Origin of the sequence: Streptomyces sp. NPDC088915, assembly GCF_044749825.1 — a bacterium.
Taxonomy (GTDB): Bacteria; Actinomycetota; Actinomycetes; order Streptomycetales; family Streptomycetaceae; genus Streptomyces.
This window is the reverse complement of the sequence record NZ_JBIVIR010000028.1, coordinates 1-20,160: the sequence shown is the minus strand read 5'-3', so window position 1 is coordinate 20,160 and position 20,160 is coordinate 1. Positions and strand designations below refer to the sequence as shown.

The 20,160-nt window shown below is 72.3% G+C and carries 18 protein-coding genes and 1 pseudogene; 5 read left to right on the top strand and 14 right to left on the bottom strand.

The genetic code is table 11. The annotated features are described in order from the left end of the window. Positions 1-97: 97 nt before the first annotated feature. Positions 98-424: a hypothetical protein gene (locus tag ACIP5O_RS34785; RefSeq protein WP_401301214.1), complete on the top strand. Its 327-nt coding sequence runs from the start codon at positions 98-100 to the stop codon at positions 422-424. Between the two features lie 74 nt (positions 425-498). Here the strand turns inward: ACIP5O_RS34785 and ACIP5O_RS34780 are convergent. From ACIP5O_RS34780 to ACIP5O_RS34755, 6 genes are all read right to left on the bottom strand, one after another. Beyond that, positions 499-1,307 (bottom strand): IS5 family transposase gene (locus tag ACIP5O_RS34780; protein ID WP_401301211.1). Its coding sequence is split into 2 segments (ribosomal slippage): positions 499-968 and positions 968-1,307, totalling 810 coding nucleotides; the frame shifts between segments, so codons are not numbered across the junction. A 245-nt stretch (positions 1,308-1,552) separates the two neighbouring features. Beyond that, entirely contained in the window at positions 1,553-7,489 is a 5,937-nt protein-coding gene (locus ACIP5O_RS34775; RefSeq protein ID WP_401301208.1) for a WD40 repeat domain-containing protein, read from the bottom strand. A gap of 61 nt (positions 7,490-7,550) precedes the next feature. After that, positions 7,551-9,353 (bottom strand): hypothetical protein, encoded by a 1,803-nt coding sequence (locus ACIP5O_RS34770; RefSeq protein ID WP_401301206.1) that lies wholly within the window; start codon positions 9,351-9,353, stop codon positions 7,551-7,553. A 74-nt stretch (positions 9,354-9,427) separates the two neighbouring features. Further along, complete coding sequence (locus ACIP5O_RS34765; RefSeq protein WP_401301203.1) at positions 9,428-10,570, bottom strand: hypothetical protein; 1,143 nt, start codon at positions 10,568-10,570, stop codon at positions 9,428-9,430. Next, the gene (locus tag ACIP5O_RS34760; RefSeq protein ID WP_401301200.1) at positions 10,567-11,829 is read right to left on the bottom strand and encodes a hypothetical protein; all 1,263 of its coding nucleotides are present in this window, start codon (positions 11,827-11,829) and stop codon (positions 10,567-10,569) included. The genes ACIP5O_RS34765 and ACIP5O_RS34760 overlap by 4 nt, the downstream gene beginning before the upstream one ends. Positions 11,830-12,417: 588 nt before the next feature. Continuing rightward, complete coding sequence (locus ACIP5O_RS34755; protein WP_401301197.1) at positions 12,418-12,591, bottom strand: hypothetical protein; 174 nt, start codon at positions 12,589-12,591, stop codon at positions 12,418-12,420. Here ACIP5O_RS34755 and ACIP5O_RS34750 point away from each other — a divergent pair. The 3 genes and pseudogenes from ACIP5O_RS34750 to ACIP5O_RS34740 form a co-directional block, all read left to right on the top strand. Next, positions 12,552-13,100 (top strand): annotated as a pseudogene (locus ACIP5O_RS34750) (DEAD/DEAH box helicase family protein); the annotation flags it as partial. The gene ACIP5O_RS34755 and the pseudogene ACIP5O_RS34750 overlap by 40 nt on opposite strands. A gap of 14 nt (positions 13,101-13,114) precedes the next feature. Continuing rightward, complete coding sequence (locus ACIP5O_RS34745) at positions 13,115-14,581, top strand: hypothetical protein (RefSeq protein WP_401301194.1); 1,467 nt, start codon at positions 13,115-13,117, stop codon at positions 14,579-14,581. 85 nt (positions 14,582-14,666) lie between these two features. Continuing rightward, positions 14,667-14,990 (top strand): hypothetical protein, encoded by a 324-nt coding sequence (locus ACIP5O_RS34740; RefSeq protein WP_401301191.1) that lies wholly within the window; start codon positions 14,667-14,669, stop codon positions 14,988-14,990. Between the two features lie 10 nt (positions 14,991-15,000). On the opposite strand, the gene ACIP5O_RS34735 is transcribed toward ACIP5O_RS34740, so the two are convergent. The 6 genes from ACIP5O_RS34735 to ACIP5O_RS34710 all read right to left on the bottom strand — a co-directional run bounded on the left by ACIP5O_RS34735 (position 15,001) and on the right by ACIP5O_RS34710 (position 17,882). Next, positions 15,001-15,393 carry a DUF6415 family natural product biosynthesis protein gene (locus ACIP5O_RS34735; RefSeq protein WP_401301188.1) on the bottom strand — a complete coding sequence of 131 codons (393 nt, stop codon included), beginning with the start codon at positions 15,391-15,393 and terminating at the stop codon, positions 15,001-15,003. Positions 15,394-15,437: 44 nt separating this feature from the next. Then, complete coding sequence (locus ACIP5O_RS34730; protein ID WP_401301185.1) at positions 15,438-15,617, bottom strand: hypothetical protein; 180 nt, start codon at positions 15,615-15,617, stop codon at positions 15,438-15,440. 98 nt (positions 15,618-15,715) lie between these two features. Further along, positions 15,716-16,567 carry a helix-turn-helix domain-containing protein gene (locus tag ACIP5O_RS34725; RefSeq protein WP_401301182.1) on the bottom strand — a complete coding sequence of 284 codons (852 nt, stop codon included), beginning with the start codon at positions 16,565-16,567 and terminating at the stop codon, positions 15,716-15,718. 31 nt (positions 16,568-16,598) lie between these two features. Continuing rightward, positions 16,599-17,126, bottom strand: a complete 528-nt coding sequence (locus tag ACIP5O_RS34720; protein ID WP_401301181.1) for a DUF6879 family protein — start codon at positions 17,124-17,126, stop codon at positions 16,599-16,601. Then, on the bottom strand, positions 17,095-17,349 hold the full coding sequence (locus tag ACIP5O_RS34715) for a hypothetical protein (protein ID WP_401301178.1): 255 nt from the start codon (positions 17,347-17,349) through the stop codon (positions 17,095-17,097). Before ACIP5O_RS34715 ends, ACIP5O_RS34720 begins: the two co-directional genes overlap by 32 nt. 206 nt (positions 17,350-17,555) lie before the next feature. After that, positions 17,556-17,882, bottom strand: a complete 327-nt coding sequence (locus ACIP5O_RS34710) for a hypothetical protein (RefSeq protein WP_401301175.1) — start codon at positions 17,880-17,882, stop codon at positions 17,556-17,558. 309 nt (positions 17,883-18,191) lie between these two features. On the opposite strand from ACIP5O_RS34710, the gene ACIP5O_RS34705 reads away from it, so the two are divergent. Then, positions 18,192-18,581 carry an ester cyclase gene (locus ACIP5O_RS34705; RefSeq protein WP_401301172.1) on the top strand — a complete coding sequence of 130 codons (390 nt, stop codon included), beginning with the start codon at positions 18,192-18,194 and terminating at the stop codon, positions 18,579-18,581. Between the two features lie 139 nt (positions 18,582-18,720). Here the strand turns inward: ACIP5O_RS34705 and ACIP5O_RS34700 are convergent, their stop codons facing one another. Together ACIP5O_RS34700 and ACIP5O_RS34695 are read right to left on the bottom strand one after the other, a co-directional pair. Continuing rightward, on the bottom strand, positions 18,721-19,092 hold the full coding sequence (locus ACIP5O_RS34700; protein ID WP_401301170.1) for a hypothetical protein: 372 nt from the start codon (positions 19,090-19,092) through the stop codon (positions 18,721-18,723). Positions 19,093-19,318: 226 nt separating this feature from the next. Then, positions 19,319-20,065 carry a hypothetical protein gene (locus ACIP5O_RS34695; RefSeq protein ID WP_401301167.1) on the bottom strand — a complete coding sequence of 249 codons (747 nt, stop codon included), beginning with the start codon at positions 20,063-20,065 and terminating at the stop codon, positions 19,319-19,321. Between the last annotated feature and the right edge of the window lie 95 nt (positions 20,066-20,160).

Sequence of the window (20,160 nt, the reverse complement as noted above, 5' to 3'; positions counted from 1 at the left end):
CGGTCTGCCCATGCAATTCTGTGTCGCGGCCTGTCCCACGACGGCCGGCAGCCGTGCAGGCTCGCCCGGTCGGCCTGCACGGCTGCATAGTGTGCTCATGGATCGATTCGTGGGTCAGGGCCGCCTCGAATGGTGGGCTAATCAGTCGATTTGCCTTGAAATGTACGACATCAACGTAACTGCCACTGTCGACGCGGACGGCAAGTGGCGGGCGACCGGTCGGCATGCCAATGCCCTTGACGCGACCCAACGCGAGGGCTGGGACTTCCTCATGGAGATGGATCCCCACTTCTCCATTGCGTTTCCAGGTGAGGACTGCGGCGAGATCACGGTGCGAGTCGTCGAGGCCGAGGATGGAACCCTCACGCTCGTGGAGGCACCGGACTGGGACGGCTCCGTGAGCGTCACCTTCGACCTCACCTGAGTTCAGCTCGCAAGGGCAGGAACCCGACTTCGCTACCCTGCACCGACTTCGACGCGTCGCCCCTTACTGATCTTTCAGAATGTGGTTCGGAGGCGGCGCAGGCATATGAGGCTGCAGGCAAGTTCGAGCAGGCCCTGGTGGAGATCGGCGCGTCGTTCGTAGCGGGTGCGGAGCCGTTTGAACTGGTGCAGCCAGGCGAAGGCACGCTCGACGACCCAGCGCACCTTGCCCAGTCCGGAGCCATGAGCGACGCCGCGTCGGGCGATCATCGGCTTGATGCCGCGTTTCCACAGCAGGCGGCGGTACTTGTCGAAGTCGTAGCCCCGGTCGGCATACAGGCGCCGGGGCTTGCGGCGGGGACGCCCCCGCAGACCCCGAATCGACGGAACGGCGTCGAGCAGGGGCAGGAGCTGGGTGACGGCGTGCCGGTTGCCACCGGTGAGCGTGACGGCGAGCGGGGTTCCGTGCCGGTCGACAATCAGGTGGTGCTTGGAGCCGGGGCGGGCCCGATCGACGGGCGAGGGTCCGACGTGGTCCCCCCTTTCAGCGCCCGGACGTGCGATCCGTCCACGGAGCAGTCGTCCAGGTCCAGCAGGCCGGCGCGACGAAGCTCGGTCAACAGGGTGGCGTGCAGGCGCGACCAGACACCGGCCTCGGTCCAGTCCCGCAGTCGGCGCCAGGCCGTCACCCCGGAACAGCCCACCGCCTCCGCGGGGACGTCACGCCACGCGACACCGGTCCGCAGCACATACAGAACGCCGGCGAGCGCCACTCGATCGGGAACACGCAGCCGCCCCGGGTGGCGATGGCGCCGTTCGGGGGCGGGCGGCAGCAGCGGGGCCACCCGCTCCCACAGGTCATCCGGAACAAGATCAGCACGCACGTCGGACACCCTGCCGACCAAGATCGTCGAGCGCAAGACCCACGGCTCAACTCATTCTGAAACGATCAGTAAGAACCTGCTGGCCTCCTATTCGTACTCGTCGAAGAAGCCTGGCTTCTTCGACCATTACGAAAGAAGGCGCTTGGCCTGGGCTTTCGCCCGGCAGGTGCCTTCCTGTGCTCCGATCAACAACAACTGTGCCGATCCTGTTGGCCCTCGTACGGACAGCACATCGGGGTGGGACGTCACGGCGTGGTGGTCGAGCGCAGTCGGTACACCTCCACCGCGGTCGTGTACAGGTCGCGGACGAGGGCGACCGATGTGCAGTCCCGGGAGACCGACAAGCCGCGCAGCCGCCCGCCGTCCGGAGAGAGCTCCCCGCCGGACGGGCCGGCCAGAGTGGTCAGAGGGGTCGCACGGTCGGCCGCGGCCAGGTCCCAGAGCGCCGCGGACCAGTTGCCAGTGCCCTCTCCCCCGGCCATGTCGTAGGTGCCGGTGGTCAGGGCGGCGGCCCTGTCCTGGCACACCCGTACGTCAAGGGCCGTGCCTTGCCCGCTCCCACCGAGCGCTACGCGTCCCTGGCCAGTCGCCGTGTCCCAGACCTGGCCGAGCCCGTCGGACGTCAGCGTCACCGCCCGGCTGCCGTCGGGTGCCAGGCCCACCGCCGTGACCTGTTCGCTCCTCCTGCCCGCGGCCAGGACGACGGGGCTGTCGTCGGCGAGCCGCCACACGCGGGCCCGGCCGTCGCGGCTGCCGGAGACGAGCAGTGCTCCGTCCCCGGAGAACTGCAAGGACGTCAGCGCGTCGGTGTGGCCGGGGTGTTCGGCACGCAGCGCGCCGTCCGAAGTGCGGTGCGTCCACACCGTCCCGTAGGCGTCCGCCAGGGCGAGCAGGTTTCCGTCGGGGCTCAGAGCGAGCCGGCTGACCGGTCCGCTCTCGCGTCCCGTACGGGATTCCGGGTGGTCCACGGAACTCAGGAGCTTCCCGTCGGACGCGCGGTGCACCACGATCCGCCCGGTGTCCAGTCCCAGAGCGAACACGGACCCGTCGGCGCTGACGGCGATCTCTCCCACCGCTCTTCCGGGACGCACCGTGGCGCGCGGGGCGCCGCCCCGGCGCAGGTCCCAGACCCGTACCGAGTCGTCGTCGACGCCGGTGGCCACCAGGGCCGAGCCGGTGAGGTCCACGTCGACCAACCCGACGGGCCTGCCTTGGGTGTCGGGCGCGGCCCGGGCGCGACCGGTCGTCGCGTCCCAGCTCGCCAGCGTGCCGTTCTCCAGGGCGGCCACCAGCGACCCGCCGTCCCCGCTGAAGGCGGTCCACGACACGGCGGAGCGCGTCGTGAGGGGCGGATAGGCCTGGGACGGGGTGACGGGCGTGGCGCGCGGCAGTGCCCGGGGCGGGCCGCTCGATGCGGTGGGTGTCGGGGACGGTGGTCCCGGGCGCGACGACGGGCCGGAGGGGGACGGCGTGGGAGCGCTGGGGGAAGCGGACTTCGCACAGAGCTCCCGGTAGCCGCCGGAGAATCCGATGGGCATCGCGGCCTTCCACTCCTCCGGGCCGACCGGTCGGCCGAGCCGCTCGCACAGCCGGTCGGCGAGCGGGGCCCGGAGCCGGGAGGTGTCCCAGGAACGGATTCCGTCGCCCGCCGAGGCGCTGATCAGGCGACGCCCGTCCGGTGAGAAGAAGGGGCCCAGGGCGGAGTCGTGCGGGAACGACAGGAGCCGTGTGCCGTCCTCGGTGACGAGACGGATGCCGGTGCCCGTGGCGGCGGCCAGGAGGGTTCCGTCGGGAGAGACGGCCACGCCACCGGCAGCAATGCCGGTTGCCCCGCTCGGTTTCTGATCGCCTTCCGGCTGCGAGGGGTCGGAGACGTCCCAGCGCCGTACGCCGTCCGAGCAGACCGTCGAGAGGGTCCGGCCGTCCCCGCTGAAGGCCATGGTCCCGCAACCGTCGGGCAGTGGGCCCGAGACCCACAGCCGGTGCCCGTCCGAGGTGCGCCACAGGCCCAGCTCGACCGGGGAATTCTCGTCCTGGGCGAGACGGCCCACGACCGCGAGCACCGACCCGTCCGGAGAGAACACGGTCGTGTCCGGCCGGACCGGCAGCGTCACCGGCGGGTGGACGGCACCACCGTCGGCGGTGGCGTGGACCGTGAGGAGGGTCCGCTCGTCCTCCCGCTCGGCGACGGAGAGCAGGCGGCCGTCAGGCGAGAACCACACCCCTTCGGCCCCGGCCCCGGGCGACCGCCCTTGCCTCGGGGGCCCGAGCGCGCGGGACCGGCCGGTCTGCCGGCCGGTGGCGAGACTCCACTCGGAGAGACGGCCCCCGGTGTCGAATACGGTCAGGGTCCCGGTCCCCGGCCCCGGGCCGCCGCTCACGTGGAAGGCGGTACCGGGGCCCGCGGGCGCACCCGCCCGCGGCTCGGTGGTCTCGGGGTCAGGGATCACCATCAAGAAGGTGCGGAGCAGTCGTCGGGCGGGGCCGTCCCAGACGTCCACCGCCTGTGTCAGGTGAAGCCCGTCCCCGCCGCCGTGCTGATCGCTGGCCTTTACGGCCGCCCGGACCGAGACGAGCGTTCCGCCGGGCGTCTGGGGGGCGAGGAAGGACGTCTGCGGTTCCGTGAGGGTGCCCCACAGGTGGTCTGCTTCCTCGGACGGAACGGCCTTTTCCAGCGGGCGGGCTTCCACCACCAGATCGGCTCCCATGGAGACCAGTCGGGTGCCGTCCGGTGAGTAGGCCAGGGCGTTGAGGGCCTGGCTGCCGTCGTCGGCGTCGTCCCCCGTCGCCATGGCGCTCTGTAGGCGCCCGGTGTCCGCGTTCCACTGGGTGAGGAGTCCCATGCTGTCGGCGGCGGCGAGCTCAGCGCCCGTGCCGCGCCAGGCCAGGGCGGTGACGGTACGGGAGGGGCCGTACAGCTGGGCGGGCGCGGCGCCGCTCGCCGGGAGGCCGTCGGGACCGAGCTTCCAGACCCTGACCGCGCCGTCGGCACCACCGACGGCGAGGCGGTGTCCGGAGACGTCCAGGGCGAGGGAGGTGGCTGCCACCGGTGTCCGGTCCCCGGCCCGGCGGGGGTCCGTCAGGCGGGTGCTCCAGCGCTGCCGTCCCGACGCCGTGTCCCACAGACGTACGGTTCCGTCGAGCCCCGTCGAGACCGCCCGAGCCCCTGGCCCGTCGACGGCGACGGCGGAGACCCGGCCGTTGTGCCCGGCCAGGGTCCGGGGTGCTCCGGCTGTGGGGCCGTCCGCGTCGTCCCACACCAGGACCTCGCCCCGGGTGTTGCCCGCCACGAGGACCGGGCCGCCGGTGGCATGGGCCAGGGCGGAGAGCGGTGTGCGCTCCTGTCGGCTCCAGATCTCCTGGCCACCGGTGGACCGCAGGCCCACAGAGCCGTCCGCCCAGGCCGTCACGACCCGGAGGCCGTCGGGGGTGAAGCCGACCCCGGTGGCGGCCGCGGCGGGGCCGGTGAGCACGCGCGTGGCGTCCACGCCACCCTCCAGCGCGTCGATCCGTACGGCTCCGTCCCAGCCCGCGGCCGCGTACCGGCCGCCCTTGGGCGCGAGCGCCAGGGCCGCGGGCCGCGCGGCGGCGTCCAGCGGGAAGACGATGCCCGGGCCGGTGGCCTCGTCCAGGTCCCAGAGGCGTACCGCTCCTGTGCGGCCCGTCTCCACCGGTGCGCCGGTGGCGAGGGTGCGGCCGTCCGGGCTCCAGGCGAGGTGGGCGACCGAACCGTTGTGGGCCGCGAGGACGAGACGGGTGTCCGTCCCGGCGCCGGTCCACACCTTCACCTGCGGGGCGTCGGCCGCCGCGGATGCCAGCAGGTCCGAGCCGGGACTCCAGGCGAGGGCGGACACCCCGCCCTCGTGGGTCCCGAACGGACCGGTCAGGTCGCGGCCGTCGCCGGTCAGCCAGATGCGCAACGTGCCGTCCTTGCCGCCGGAGGCGAGGCGCGCGCCGTCGGGCGAGAAGGCGAGCACGGTGGCATGGGAGGACATTCCGCGCAGTAGAGGTCCGCTGCTGCGGCCGTCGGCGACCCGCCACATGCGCACCCGCGAGTCGGCGCGGGTGCCGTCCAAGTCGGCCGGTCCGGCAGCGGTGGCCAGGAGCGTGCCGTCGGGACTGAAGGCCACCGCGTGGACCGGGGCGGTGTGGTCGGTGCGGATCGAGCGCAGGAGCGCGCCGGTCCGCACGTCCCAGATGCGGACCTCGGCCAGCAGCGGCTTCATGGACGTGGCGCCGCGGACTCCGCGGACGGTGGCGAGCAGTCGGCCGTCGGGACTGAACGCGAGAGCGGCCGGCTCGTTGTCGCCGGTCTGGAGCGGCCCCCGGGGTTCCGCGTCGGACGATGGGTCCCACAGCAGGACCTCGCCGTCTTCGTCGCTCGTCGCGAGGGTCCGCAGGTCGGGCGAGACGGCCACCGGGGCGCCCTCGTCGGGGGCGGCGCCCTCTGAGGACCGGAACGTCCGGTCGGACATCGTCCGTGTACGTTGCGCGGTGCGGACATCCCAGGTGAGGATCCGCCGGTCCTGGCCCAGTGTCAGCAGTTGGCGGCCGTCCGGGGAGAAGCCGGCCCAGGACCCGGCGCCGGGGAGCAGGGCGCGCCCGCGGGCGGTAAGCGCGGTCAGCGCCGCCTCCCGGGCCTCCAGGGTGTCGGCCGCGTCCAGGGCCGCCGCCGCGAGCACGGTCCGGCGTGCGGGGTCGGTGTCCCCGAGGGCCGAGGCCGCCGCCGCCAGCGTGCGGGAGGCGGCGCGCGCCTGTTCCCGGTCGGAGTCCCGTTGCACCAGCCATACCACCACGCCGGCGACCAAGGCCATCACCAACACCACGCCGGGGGTGACCAGCCGCCGCCACGCCGTCCGGTAGGTCTTGCGGTACGCCTCACGGAGGTCCCTGGCGAATGCGGTGCCCACGCCCGTACCGGGGACGGCCTCCAGGGCGTCCGAGCGGTCGGGCTCGGGCAGGACGACCGTGCTGTCCCGGCGGGCGGCCTTGAGCTTGGGGCCCAGTCGGCCGATGCTGCGCAGCTCTCCCGCGGGGCCGACCGCCCCCGTGACGGCGGTGTTCTCGCGCATCACCCGGGGCAGTCGGAGCCGCCTGCCGGGACGGCTCGCAGGCAGGTCGAGCAGCGCCACGCCGAATGCCGCGCCCAGCGAGCCACCGCGGATGTCGTTGCAGGGGGTGCTGCCGGGCCCGCCCGGCGACTCCTCGGTCACCGACCACAGCACACAGCCGCCGCGAGCCTCCGCGCCCGAGGCCCGCCACGCCGCGGACAGGCTCTGCGCCAGGCGGCCGTCCGGGCTCACCAGGAAGGACATGGAGGCCGGATCCGGGTGGAGTCCGCAGGGCCCCGAGGGTAACTGGCGCAGTCGCAGCTCCCCCCGGAAACCCACGGATCCTCGTGCCATGAGCACTTGGACCACCGCTTCGTGCTGTTTCGGCCGCCGCCGCGCGCGGCCCGTCGGGGGACGTCCGGCCAGCTCGTGGACGAGCATCTCCACGAAGGCGGCGGCCGGGCGGTCCGTGAGGCCGTCGAGCGCCGCGAGGACGGCGACGGTGCCGGGCGGCGCTCCTCGGTCAGCTCGGTGCTCCCCGTCGGGACCGTCGCGCAAGGTGTCCGGCAGCAGGCCACCGACGGGTTCCGGCGCCGCGCCGGTGCCCAGGAGCGTCCGTCGGATGGCGCGCAGCAGCCGACGCGGTCCGCTGCCGGTGGCCTCCGTGCGTTCCGGAGCGGCGGCGGTGCCGGGTGTGAGCACTCCGGCCGCCCGCCAGTGCGCGGCGGCGGCCCGTACGGCCTCCTGTGCGGTGTCCGGGGCGGCCGGGCCGTCCTGGGTGAGGGCGCGCGCCAGGCCGAGGAGCGTCCTGGCGGTGTGCAGGCCCACGGAGACCTCGTCCGCGAGCGGGTCGGGGTCCGGGGCAGCGGCCGACGGCCAGCGGCGGTCGCAGGCGAACGCCTCGGCCGCCGGGCTGCCCTGCGCCAACAGCCTGTCGAGCGAAGCGGGATCCTCGCGCACGGCGTCGGCCAGGACGCGCAGCCATGACCGGCGGGTGCCGGTCAGTTCGAGGAACCGCAGGTACTCCGGTGATCCGTCCTGTGAGTCCGGAGCGTCCGGTCCGGAGCCGCCGGGCGTGTACGACTGCTCCTCCGGCTCCGGTGCCGTTTCGTTTCGCGTGCTGTCCGCCACGACGCGTCTCGCCTTCCTGGACCGTGGTTCACCGGCCCGGCCGCCGTCCGTTGATGCGCTGTCAGGAGCCGCTGCTGCCGCTGCCGTCCGCGCCGGGCGGGTGGGAACGGACCGCCGCGACGACAGCGGTACGGATCGGGTGCCCTTCCGGCAGGGCCCGGGCGATCGCCCGCCAGGTGTTGCGGCGGCGAGTGTTCGCCGCGACGAAGGAGCGGACGACCAGGGGGGCGTCCTCCTCGGTCACGTCGGCGGCCAGGCGCACCTCGGCTTCCACGACCACGTCACCGACGGCCTCCGTCCAGGCGAACCCCACCTCGCCCCAGAGGCGGTCGTCGCCAGTTCCGGTCGGGACGGTCATCGGCACGAGCAGGGTCAGCGCGGGCCCACCGGCGGGCGTCCCCTCGACACGGACGGTGACGAGGGGGGTGGCGGCGCCCGGACCGGGCGTCGGCTGCGAGGGGTCCGTCCTGGCCGCCACTTCTCCGGTGAGCGGGATCAGGGGCGCCCGGACTTTCAGCAGGGCCTCCCGTCCCGGCAGGAGCATCAGCGACGCCTCGACGCCACCGTCCCCGCTGCGGGTAAAGGACACCGCTTCACTCTGATGTTCCCCTTCGCGGTCCGCCAGGTCCGCCACGAGTTCGGGCACCCTGATCCGCAGATCCGTACTGGGCGACCGGCGGGGAGCGTGGTGCCGGGCCACCCGGTCCGGGCGGCCCGGGAAGGACCGGAGACGTTGCGCTCCGGCGACGGTGTGCCCCGGGCCCGCGTCCGGCCCCTGCGGCAGCCGCCGCACGGCGGTCCCCGCCGCCACCGCGCGCAGCGGCGCGACGAGGGCCAAGTCGGACACGGGGATGCCCGAGGCGGCCGGTCGCAGCGGCGTGTGCCCGGTGTAGCTGGTGAAGACGGCGGGGACCGCGGCGTGTTCCCAGCCCAGAGCGATGTCCCGGGCGCGCGCGTGCCGCGGGTCGTCGGTCACCTCCGCGGCCCAGTCCAGGCAGCGCACCAGCCGCTGTCGGCTGGTGGCGAGGAGCGGCGGCGACTGCGTGAGCGTGGAGCGTACGGCCTCGGCGGCGCGTACGGAGTCGTCCGCGTGCAGGCGTCGGGCCACTTCCCAGGCGAGCACCCGCGCGTCGGTCCGGAAGGGGCTGATCCTGACGAGTTCGGCGATCCACGGACGGCACCGGGCGTCGCCCGTGCGCAGCAGTGCCTGCCCGACGGCCAGTGCGGTGAGCGGATCGGGGTGGGCGACCGGGGAGGGCCCGTGTTCGGCGATGACCGATTCCGCGACGACGGCCGCCTCGGCGAGCGCCGACCGGTGCAGGTATCCGAGAAGGGTGAGTGCCGTCCCGGGCGGTGGGGCGGCGGCCCAGCCGAGGACTGCGGGCCGCTTCTGCGGGCGGCCCGGTTCCGCCGGGGACATCAGCGGGACCGGTACCACCTCGCCGCCCGCGGGCACCACGGTGAGGACGACCAGGCCGCTGGGGCCGGGCGCCTCCAGGACACAGTTCCACGGCGCGGTACCGTCCGGTGGGGCGGGCGCGGCGGGCGGTTGCGGGACGGTGAGCGGGTAGGGCTCGGGCAGTCCGGCGGCGTTCCAGTGCAGGGCGGTGTCCGGCGGCCCCGGGGGCGTACCGGGCTGCTCGTCGGGCGCCGTGCGGACCGGTGCGAGACGGGCCTGCGACGGTCCGGTGATGGTGTCGAGCATGCCCTCCAGCAGGTCGCCGCCGGGTGTCTCGCCGGTCAGCAGGTAGCGGCCGGGGCCGGGCAGGCGTACAGATACGGATGTCCCGGCGCGCACCGCGAGGCGGCCCGCGTCGCGCATCGCCGTGTCGACCAGCCGGACCGTCGCGGCAATGCTGCCCACCGGCAGGGCTCCGGCTTCCAGTCGGACCGTGGCCGCTGTGGAGTCCGGCCGCGGCTGGTGTCCTGGCGGGCTGCTCACAGCTGTTCCAGGTGCAGATCACGACGGAAGGCGGGCGGCATCAGGGGCAGCAGGGGCAGCGCGGCCTCGTGCCAGCCTCCTTGCGGGAAGTGGGCACTGAGTTCGTACACGCCGGCGCGGGCCTGCCCGGTCCAGGGGTCGGGGGCCGAACGGGGGCCCAGGCGTGTGCCGTCCTCCGCGCGCACCAGCAGCAGTTCGGCGGTCCGTGTGGCTTCCGCCGGTACGCAGTCCACGGTGAACGGCACCAGCGGCGGCGTGTCCAGTTCACGCAGCACCACGCCGGTCGGCACCTCGCTCTCCACCCCGGTCCTCACCTCGCCCGAGGCGGCGGCGGGATCGTGGCGTTCGTGCAGCCGCCGTACGGATCCGGCCAGTTCGCCGGCCTCCACCCGCCACACGCCGTCGGCCCCCGGCCAGGAGGCACCGCCGTCAAGAGCGTCACGCAGAGCCCGGGAGAACGGGGTGCTCTCGCCGCGGTATCCGTGCGCCGGGGTGCCGTGCCAGGTGGAGTGGAGGGTCAGCAGGGCGGTCCTCCTGACGGGGTCGCCGCTCAGCGCGATCGGGCTGCGGGCCCCGAGCGCAGTCGTCGGGAGAACCTCTTCCGGGACGTGTCGGCAGCAGTCGAAGAAGAAGAGCTGCGTCCCGGCGCCGCAGCTGCCCATGGCCTCGACGAGCCGACCGGAGTCCACCGCTCCGTCGAAGGGGTTGCGCCGGGCGGCGAAGTCCTCCAGCAGGAGGGCCTGGTCGTGTCGGGTGCGCGCGCAGCCGTGGCCGACGAAGTACAGGAACGATGTGGCCGACGGATTGTCGCACCGCTCGTACCAGAGGTCCACGGCCTTCTCCACATTGCCGTACCGAGCCCGCTCCACTGTTTCGCCGGCCACTGCGGCCGATCCGTCCCCGCTGGGCGTGATGAGGACTTCCAGACTTCCGAGTGGCAGCGCGCGGTCGTCCTGCTGGGTCTCCAGCAGCCAGGACGCCATGGTTTCCGCGGTGGGCTGCGCGGTCGACAGGTCACCCAGCCGGAAGGCCAGGGAGCCCCGAGGAGCGGAGCGGCCGCAGTGCGGGTAGCCGCCCACTCCGATGACCAGTGCGTGCATGGCAGGCGTGGACACGCCCCGGTTCAGGAGGGTGGTCATCGGGTGCTGGCGTCCCGGCCGGCCGGAGTGCCCGCGGCGAGGCGGCGGGCGAGGCGGGCGTGGAACATCGGCTGGTGCAGGGCCGCGCTGTGCGCCCACGGGCGGCCGGAAACGTAGGTGTAGTCGGTCACTCCGGAGAAGACCGGCTCGGCGCTGAAGGCCAGTGGGTCGGCCTCGTCGACGACGTTGAGCCAGCGGGCGGCCGCGGCCGCGCGGGGCACACGCGCGCCACTCCCCCCGGTGACGGTCGGGTCGCTCTCCCGGAAGAGTTTCAGCTCTTCGAAGAGCCCGACCTGCGAGCCCACGGTCACCAGGGCGTCGACACGCAGCTCGGGGCGGTAGTGACTGAGGATGTCGTGGACGATGTTCCCGCCCATGCTGTGTGCGATCACGTAGAGGGGCAGGTCGTCCGTGCGCTCGGCCATCGCCTCGTCCAGCACCCCGACCACCCGGCGTACGAGAGGTCCCGGTTCCTCGCGGGTCCCGCGGCGGGCCAGGTAGGCCGTCACGTCGCCGATCAGCAGCGGCACCTTCTCCACGCCCGCCGTGCGCAGGCGGGCGACGGGGCGGGAGAGCAGCCGGGACGCCGCAGCTCGGCTCAGACGGCCGGCGCCCGACCTCAGGGACCCCCACGCGTCGGAGAGGGACCGGTTGCCCAGGGTTTCGCGCTGCGCGGGCAGCGGCGTCCGGGCCGGGGCCGTGGTGCCGGGTACCGGGCCGTCCTCCTCGTCGGCCCGTGCGGCCAGCTCCTCGATCAGGTCCGCGTCGCTCCGGAGACCGGCCAGCCAGGGATGGAGCTCTCTCCCCGTGCCGGGGCGGTCCCCGTCGTCGTACCGGTCGGTCAGAACCCGGGAGAGCCGGGCGAGAGCGTCGGCCGGGAGTCGCGCCGTACCGGACAGTCCGGCCAGCACGAAGAGCAGGTCGAGCGCGTCGGGCAGGGAGCGCAGCGCCACGTCGAGCACCAGGCGGTCCGACTTCGGTTCGGTGGTCCGGGCGATGTCGTCGATGACCTCCTGCGAGAGCTCGCCGAGCGGATCGTCGCCACCCAGGATCTCCACCCGGCCCTGCGGAAAGCTGTCCCCGTTCCACGCCAGGCTGCCCCCGAGGTCGCCCCAGTGCGCGGTACGGACGGTGTGCGCGGCTCCGCCCGGCAGGCCGGCGAGCAGGTGCTCCCGGAACATCGCGTCGCGCAGCGCGTCCTCCCGGTACGCCCCCCGCTCGCGTCGGTTCGCGATTCCGTGTACGTACACCAACGGCATGGCCATCCCCCTGCAGTCCTGCGGCAGTACCCGAAGTGCCTTCGTCAGCGTCGCCCGGTGTTCCCCCACCGGGTCGTGACACGGGCGCGCGCCGAAGCCCCCGACGGCGACCGTACATCGATTGACGCCGCATCAGGATCTCCACATTAGTGGGGTGTCCAGTGGTGCGCAGAGGAATCGGGCGACCTCGCGATCCGCCTCCGAAGAGGGGCCGCACCCGGCCCAGGCAGTCCCCGTCCGGGGCTGCTCGCCACGTTCCGTTCCGACTCCCGCTCGCGGACCGGCACGGCCGATCAGCGACCGGCCTCCCCATCCGGCGCACCTGAAACTTCGCAAAGTCCGTGTCCTGCAGCACGAACCTGCGGAGCCTGGTTGCGGCACACTCCGCGGAACAGTCCTGGTCTGTCCGCCGTTCGGTTCGGTGTCTCCGGGGAAAACCCACATGACGCGACCACTCAGCGTCTTCGGTGAAGTAGCCACCCGGCCCACGCGGCAGGCAGCCGTCTTTCGTGGTGCCGTGCTTGGCCTCGTACCGCTCGATCGCCTCCCGCACCCGGTAGACGTCATCCGCCACGACGTTGTCGACGTTCACCGCCTGCGCTTCACCGTTGCGCAGGCCGCCCCCGCCATCATCACGATCTTCAGCGCAAAGTCCTCGTCGGCGACGACCAGCGCCTTCGTTACGCAGTGCAGAGACGGAATGGCAACCGTTCTCCGAACGTATTCGGGTTCCTGGACCCCTTTCACCGGGTCGTCCGCCATGGCCCCTTGTCGTAGGCGGCGCGACCGTGTCGGCGGCCGGCTCGGGCAAGACGATCACCGCCGCCGCGTGCGCGCTGGAGTCGTTCGCGGACGGCCGGACCCTCGTCACGATCCCGACCTTGGACCTGCTCGTCCAGACCGCCCAGGCGTGGCGCCTGGTGGGCCACCGGGCGCCGATGGTCGCGGTGTGCTCGCTGGAGAACGACCCTGTGCTGAACTCGCTGGGGGTGCGCACCACCACGAACCCTATCCAGCTCGCCCTGTGGGCCGGACACGGACTGGTCATCGTATTCGCCACGTACGCCTCGCTCGTGGACCGGGAGGACGTGGACGCTCCCGAGGGGCAGCGGAAAGTTCGCGGGCCGCTGGAGGCCGCGCTCGCGGGCGGGGAGCGGCTCTATGGCCAGCGCATGGACGGCTTCGACCTCGCCATCGTGGATGAGGCCCACGGAACCGCCGGTGACCTTGGCCGTCGGCGGACGGCACGCCACCGGGCGTCCCCGATTCCTGGATCCAGGAGCCCTTGGCCGACGAGGGCACTGCAGTACCGAACCTGGCCCGCGGCTGGACGGCCCCCGGCGGCCCGGCCTCACCCGGCGACTTCAGGCTGGGCCCCGGTGCGCTCAACGCCGAAACCACCCAGCGGGTCGCACGTCTGGACAAGGTGCTCCCGAAGTCCGGTGTGCAGAGCCTGCTGCTCGGGGCGAACCGCAACATCACCCCCTGGTGCTCCCGCGATCCCTTCAGCATCGCCCCGGATCCCGATATCAAGTACTGCCTGCAGTCCGACGACTCCGTCTCCCCTGAGTGGATACCGCAGGGCGTCACCGGCGTCTCCGACGCCAAGGACAACGAGCTGTGGGGCGATGCCGGCAACATCCAGTTGTTCGCCTCCTACGACGGCTCGGATCCCGGCCGCAACGACGACCCGGAGAAGCCGGGCGGCGACTGCACCGCGAGTGAGCTGGAGGATGACGACGCCTGCAATCAGAAGGGCGTCCGGATCACCTTCGTGCAGAGCCGGATCAACCCGGCCACCGGGTCTCCCGAGGTCAAGTACCGGCATGTGCTGCTCGGCTGGACCTACATCAACTCCGCCGACCACGTTTCCTTCGACGGGCTGCACGCCTCGGAGAACCCGCTCCAGACCGGTGTGCACGCCGGCGGCATCGTCTGGTACGGCAACTATCTGTACCTGGCGGACACCCGTAACGGGCTGCGCGTCTTCGACATGCGTTACATCATGGACCTGGATCCGGACGGCGACCCCACGACGCACGACGCGATGGGCGCGGACACCGACGGGGTGAATACGACCGCCAACATCGAGGACAAGACCAAGGTCGGCCGGCAGAACAACGTCTGGTACAGCTTCGGCTACCGCTACGTCATGCCGCAGGTGGCCGCCTGGAAGTTCCAGGCGCTGCAGAGCAACCCCAAGGGCGACTACGCATGCGTCTCCAGCGGCGCGCCGAAGGCGTCCTGGATCTCGCTGGACCGCAGCACCACCCCGGACCGCCTGCTCCTGGGCGAGTACTGCAAGCCGCGGGAGGAAGACGGCCTCACCTCCACCGGCCGCATCGCCTCCTACCCGATTGCCGCGCTGGAAGGCCGCTCCGCCGACGTGCCCGCCGAGGGCTGGGCCAACTACCTGCCGCTCACCGACGGCGGCGCACAGGGGGCGGCGGCCAAGGACGGCACGCTGTACGTCAATCAGTCCAAGGGCATCGATGAGCCGGGCAACCTGTGGCGCTACCGCTGGAGCAACGGCAATCTCGTCGCGTCCGGGCAGGCCGTCAAGACCGCCCGTGGCGCTGAGGACCTGTACATCGAACGCGGCACCGGCCGCCTGTGGTCCATCTCCGAGCATCGCCCCGGACCCACCGACTGCAAGCTGGCGCATGCCGGCGACGATAATCCCGGGGAAACGGACTACTGCCAGCGCGTCCTTTACGGCCACAAGCTGAGCTGGCTCGACAGCCAGCCGTAATACCCCCGACGACGCGGCTGGGGCCGCCCCTCAAGGGGCGGCCCCAGCCGCGTATATCCGCGCCGAGGACGGTGCCGACAGCGCCATGGTCTTCAAGCGGCATGCGGAGCGGCCGATGGCGCTGTGGGCCGATGCCGGTCAGAACCTGCGCCGGATCGTCTCGCTCCTGGGCCCGGACGCGCCGTCGGCCGACGAGCCCGAGGAGAGCATGCCGTGCCCCGGCTGCTACCGCCCCGTCTACGAGAGTTCCTCTTCCGGCACTTTCATCGGCGCCGGGCCGCTCCCGGTGACCGGCCTGTACAGGCTGTGCGTCAACGGCACGACGCTGCGCTGGCTGCGCCAGGCCGACGTGTTGCTGGACGCGGACCAGCGCGCCGTGCTGGAGAGCGTGTCCGACGTCCTGGCGTAGCGTGGGCGACTCACACAGCCTGAGTGGCCGGGGCGGCCAGGCGGTCCAGGCGTTCGTAGAGGGCGCGGACGAGGCGGGCGCGGTTTTGGACGCAGCGCACGGTGCCCTCGATCGGCACGGACAGCCGGCCTTGCGCCTCGCGCAGGACGACGTCGGCGAGCGCCCTGGGTCCGCTGTCCTTGGGCAGCTGGTCGGCGCGGCGGCGGACGTCGGAGGCGAGCGCGCGGGCGTGGCCGGTCAGCTGGAGGGCGATCTGCTCCAAGTCGCGGGCGGTGAGGGTGTCCTCGCCGGTCCACGCGAGGATGGCCTTGACGAGGCACTCGTACGGTTCGCGATCGAGCGGGAGCCCGGCTTCGATCAGGCCGTCGGGGTCGTACAGGACCGTGTGGGTGCTGGTGTGCATGGCGGGCCTCGCTGCCGGGAGCGTCGTGTGCGGGTGGCCAGCGGTCACTGCTGGGGGGCCTCGCCGCCGGTTCCGTCGTCCTGGTCCTCGCCGTGCCGACCGAGGAATCGGGCGAAGCCGCGGTCCGCGCGGGCGAGCAGGGCCAGTGAGGGGACGCCGTAGGCGGGCGACTTGAGGCCGCGGCCCTCCGGGACCGGGGCGGTGTGGTCGGTGTGTGAGCGCAAGGGGGCCCCGCCTCTTTCGGCTGGTAGTCCGTCGGTGCCGTCGACGCTACGCACCTGTGGTCCGCGCGCTCAACGAAGTTGCGGAGAATTGCGGAACTTCACTCCAGGGCATCGATCGCGGCCTGGATGAGGGCGCGGGCCGCATCGCCGTAGACGGCCATCTCCGCGAGGCCGGCGAACGCCTTCAAGTAGTCGGCGAGCTCGCGCGGCTGCGTCACCTTGATCTCCGCCGTCAGCGTCTCCACCACGGCCATGGTGTCGTCGTGGACGTAGAACGCCTCCAGCGGCCACACGGTGCGCTGCGCGGTGAACGGGATGATCCCGAGCGAGACGGAGGCGAGCGGCATCACGGCCAGGAGGTGGCGCAGCTGCCCGCGCATCGCCTCGGGGTCGGCGGTGCGGAAGCGCAGGACGGACTCTTCCATGAGGACGACGTAGCGGTGGCCGCCTTCGTAGAGGAACCGGGAGCGGGCGACGCGGGCGGCGACGGCTTCGGCGACATCGTCGGGGGTGCCCTGGAAGCGGGTGATCTGGTTCATGAGGGCGGTCGCGAACGCCGGCGTCTGAAGGAAGCCGGGCGGCACGTTGGACAGGTAGACGCGGCAGTGGTGGGTCTGCTCGTGGAGGGCGAGCCAGTCTTCCTGGACCTGGCGCATGCCGCCCTGGTGCAGCCGGCGCCACTCCATGTACATCGAGTCGACCGCGCGGGCGGTGGCGATGAGGTCGTCGGCCTGGTCGTTGGCGCCGCACGCCGAACACCAGATGCGGATGTCCGCGTCCGAGGGCGCGGCCGTGCCCTTCTGGATCCGGGTGGTCTTCGCGGGGTGCCAGCCGCACCGGGCGGAAAGTTCCTTCCCGGTGAGGCCGGCGTCCTTGCGCAGGTGCGTGAGCCGGACGGCGAGCGCCTCGCGGGCCGCCTGTGCGCTGGACGAAGGGGAGGCGGTTGTCATGAGGTGCGTGGCCCTTGGGTTGTGCGTGATGTCAGATGCGGTAGTCGGCGTGGTCGGTGGCCAGGTCCCACACGGTGCGGAACGCCTCCGTGCACAGCTTGATGGCCTGCGGGTCGTCGGTGTGGTCGGGTCCGAGGGCCTGGCCGTCGCCGGAGAAGATGTTCCAGCGCACGAGTCGGTCGTCGATGAGCCAGAAGTCGTTGCCGGGCAGGGCGAGGGTGGAGGCGCGGCGGCGGGGCAGCCAGCGGACCTGTTCGCCGGCGCGGCAGTTGGCGTCGGTGATGGCGTGCTCGAAGCGGATGTAGTCGGTGACGGGCTCGGAGACGATCCGGGCCCGGCGGACCTTCACCCCGCGGGCAACGGTCCGCTCCACCAGCGGCAGCCATCCGCTCCAGTACGCCGAGTCGTCCGCGGGCACACTCCCGTCCCGCAGGAACGCCTCAAAGACCTCGCGCTCCTCCCCCACGGCGTATACGTCGCGGAGCTCCAGGTGCAGGGCGTGGGTCCGGGCGGAGTCGAGCAGGTCCTCAAAGCTGGGTGCCGGCGGCCTCTGCGGCATCACACGCCCTCCTGATCTGCTCCACCATGCTGAGCGGGATCCGGACAATCCCCTCATCGTCTGCGGGCGGACTGTCCTGACCGCAGGAGGCCCGCATCGCCGCGTCGGCGAGCTTGCCCTGCAGAACCAATTGCGGGCCCCGGGCGGTGTCGGTGTCCACCCACACCGCCGGGCAGTTCCCTCCACCCGAGTTCGGGTCCGTGCCGAAGAAAAGTAACGCCATGATCCCCTCCGAAGCGAGCCGGTTGCGCGTAGTTGCGTACCGACCGTCCCGCGCCCTGCGTACCCGGTCAATACCGGAGATCGGCGGGCCGTCGCCATGCCCTGATCACGTCGTGCACTGGTGTCCCCTTCAGCCGGGGTCCTCGCTTCCGGGAGGACCCCGGCCTGTCCACGCTGCCGGGCCGAGCTCCCTGACCGTAGATCCCTCTACTTGTCGGCCAGAACCAGCAGGTCACCGCCGTCTGACGGTTCCGTGACCATGTGTCTCAGCCGAACCAGCAGGCCCGAGACCGCAGCCCGCACGACCGCCTGGACGCTGTCGCCCAAGGCGCCACGCTGGTTCCTCACCAGCGAAGCGAATTTATCCGAGGCCGCCCACCCCACCAGCACCCCAGCCGGCACCTCCGTCACCGCAAGCCCCGGCCTGTCGCCCTCCGCCTCCGCTTCGACCAGATGAAATCCCGCCTGGATCAAGGCATGCCGAACCTGCGAGAGCAGGTCGGGCGCCGTAGATGACACGGAACGATGCGACATGCGAGCAGATCCTGGCACGGGCCAAGGACTTGCGGCCTGCTGCTCGGGACCTTCGCCGTGCGCGAGAGCGGACGGCGAAAGCTAACGTGGGTGGTGCGTCAGGAGATCGCCGCCGGACAGCGGTAGATCCTGAGGTGCGTCCGGCGGTGAGCGGGGCGTCAAGAGAAAGTAGTACCAGCGTCGGCATGCCCGCCCAGGCAGCCTCTTATGACGCGAGGGCGAACCCAGTCGAGCAATCCTGGGCTCCCGGTGCTACGAACCGCTTCTTATCAGCGTCTCCGGGAGCTCTTTCACCGAGCGGAGACACTCATGTCGGATCTTGAGCACAACAAGCAGGTCGTCGTGGACTACTACCAGACCGCTTTCGGCGGGAACCCGGAGAAGGCGGTAACGGACCACTTCGGCCCCCGCTACGTTCAGCACAACCCCGATGCCCAGGACGGCCCCGAGGCGTTCACCGGCTTCGTGCACTGGCTGCGCGGCGAGTACCCGGACCTGAAGCTGGACATCAAGCGCGTCATCGCCGAAGGCGACCTGGTCGTCACCCACTCCCACCTCGACCTGGAGCCGGGCAACCCGGACAACCCCGGCCGGACTCTGGCGGACTACTTCCGCCTGGAGGGCGGCAAGGTCGTCGAGCACTGGGACGTCATCCAGGACGTCCCAGTGCAGTCGGCCAACGACAACGGCATGTTCTGAAAGCCCCTGCAGAAGGGCCGGCGCTCGCCGCACTGCGCCCGGCCCCCGTTCCGGCGTAAGCCTCCGTAGTCCGCCCGCCCGCGCCGCACGCTGTCCAGAAAGGGCGGCCCGGCGCGCGGGTGTTGTTCTTGCGTGCCGCTCACGCGTGCCCGGCCAGCTCCCACAGGGGTCGGGCGCGCCCGGTCCCGTCGCAGTGGAAGCACCGGCCGTCTCCCGGCATGCTGCGGGCACCGATGGTGCTGGCAGCATGCCGGAAGAGCCGGGTAAGTCCGGCGGCGTGCGCCTCGTGGACCGGAAGGTCCTGGCGCCTGCTGAGAGTGAGCTCCAGGGCGACGCCGGGCCCGGTGCAGTGCGCGTGGGGCAGGTCACCGATCATCGCACGGGGCGTGTCGTTCACCTCCTGCATCGTCTCCGCGCCGCTCAGCTGTACCCGGGCCGCAAGGATGGTGTTGGCAGCCGTGGTGAAGGACAGCTGGCCGGCCGGGCGGGCGAGCTGTCCGACATGGCCCACCGGGTCGGGGTGGTGTGGTGGAGCTGGGTCAGGGCGTGCCACAGGCCGCCCGGCAGATCCTGGGGTGCGGTCTGTTCTCGGTTGCGTCTCATGCGGCTTGTGTAGGGCCTGCGGGATGCTGGCGGCGTCGGGTGGGCCCGTCCGTCCCGCCCGGTGGTGCGGTGGCTTCGCGGCCGGTCCCGCTGTGCGGCCCGGCGGCTGCCGACCGCACAGCGGGCTTGTGGGGTTAGGTACGCCGGCGGAACCAGCCGCGGACCCGGTCCGGCTCGGGGCTGCCCTGCGGCTCCGGCGGTGCGGCGGCCTGGAGGCGGGCGGCTTCGTCGGCGGCTTTCTCGCGGGCGACGTCGTCGGCGTGGCAGGTGCCGCATACGGACACGTGCCCGGCCTTCCAGGCCGTCCGGTGTGCGGTGGTCTCCTCCCAGCGCTGGTCGGTGAACTTCCGCTTGCACACCGGCCGCCGCGCCTCCCGCTCAGCGGCGCGGCGACGGGCGTCCTCCGCCTCGGCGCGGGCGTACTGGCGGTAGTAGAGGGCGTGACCGTCGGGATTGTCGAGCGCGTCGGTCAGCGTCTGCTCCTGGGCACGTCCCAGCCGCCGCCACACCGCCGCGCCGGCGCCGTGCTCCGTCAGCTGCTCCAGAGTGGTGACGACGACGGGCACCGCCTGGCGGTAGTCCTGGGCCGTGATCCCCCGGTGGTAGGTGTCGAACCGGCGCGAAGCCCAATAGCGGCGGCCGGCCGCCTCCAGCACGGCGACCGTATTGGCGACCTTCGCCTCGGTGGTATCGGCGAACACGAACGCGAGGGGGACCAGGCCCTCCCGGCCGGTCGGCGGGTAGAACCGCCGCCACAGCCGCTTGTCGTGGTCGACGTCCTCGATCGCGTCCGGCCGCGAGCGGACCAGGTCCACGGTGAGCTTGTGCGCGTCTTTCGGCAGCAGTCGGCCCCACCCCCAATACCGGCGCAGCTTCTGCACTAGGCGGTGTCTTCAAAGAGGGTTGAGCCAGAGGAAGAGGGATGCGATGGTGACGGCCGCCTGGTAGGACTCTCGGGTTTTGTCGTAGCGAGTGG

Bases quoted from the DNA above. Each gene is read 5' to 3' on its own strand.
- ACIP5O_RS34785 (WP_401301214.1), top strand. From the start codon at position 98: ATGGATCGATTCGTGGGTCAGGGCCGCCTCGAATGGTGGGCTAATCAG.
- ACIP5O_RS34765 (WP_401301203.1), bottom strand. From the start codon at position 10,570: ATGACCACCCTCCTGAACCGGGGCGTGTCCACGCCTGCCATGCACGCA.
- ACIP5O_RS34760 (WP_401301200.1), bottom strand. From the start codon at position 11,829: ATGCCGTTGGTGTACGTACACGGAATCGCGAACCGACGCGAGCGGGGG.
- ACIP5O_RS34755 (WP_401301197.1), bottom strand. From the start codon at position 12,591: ATGGCGGACGACCCGGTGAAAGGGGTCCAGGAACCCGAATACGTTCGG.
- ACIP5O_RS34740 (WP_401301191.1), top strand. From the start codon at position 14,667: ATGGTCTTCAAGCGGCATGCGGAGCGGCCGATGGCGCTGTGGGCCGAT.
- ACIP5O_RS34735 (WP_401301188.1), bottom strand. From the start codon at position 15,393: ATGCACACCAGCACCCACACGGTCCTGTACGACCCCGACGGCCTGATC.
- ACIP5O_RS34725 (WP_401301182.1), bottom strand. From the start codon at position 16,567: ATGACAACCGCCTCCCCTTCGTCCAGCGCACAGGCGGCCCGCGAGGCG.
- ACIP5O_RS34720 (WP_401301181.1), bottom strand. From the start codon at position 17,126: ATGCCGCAGAGGCCGCCGGCACCCAGCTTTGAGGACCTGCTCGACTCC.
- ACIP5O_RS34715 (WP_401301178.1), bottom strand. From the start codon at position 17,349: ATGGCGTTACTTTTCTTCGGCACGGACCCGAACTCGGGTGGAGGGAAC.
- ACIP5O_RS34710 (WP_401301175.1), bottom strand. From the start codon at position 17,882: ATGTCGCATCGTTCCGTGTCATCTACGGCGCCCGACCTGCTCTCGCAG.
- ACIP5O_RS34705 (WP_401301172.1), top strand. From the start codon at position 18,192: ATGTCGGATCTTGAGCACAACAAGCAGGTCGTCGTGGACTACTACCAG.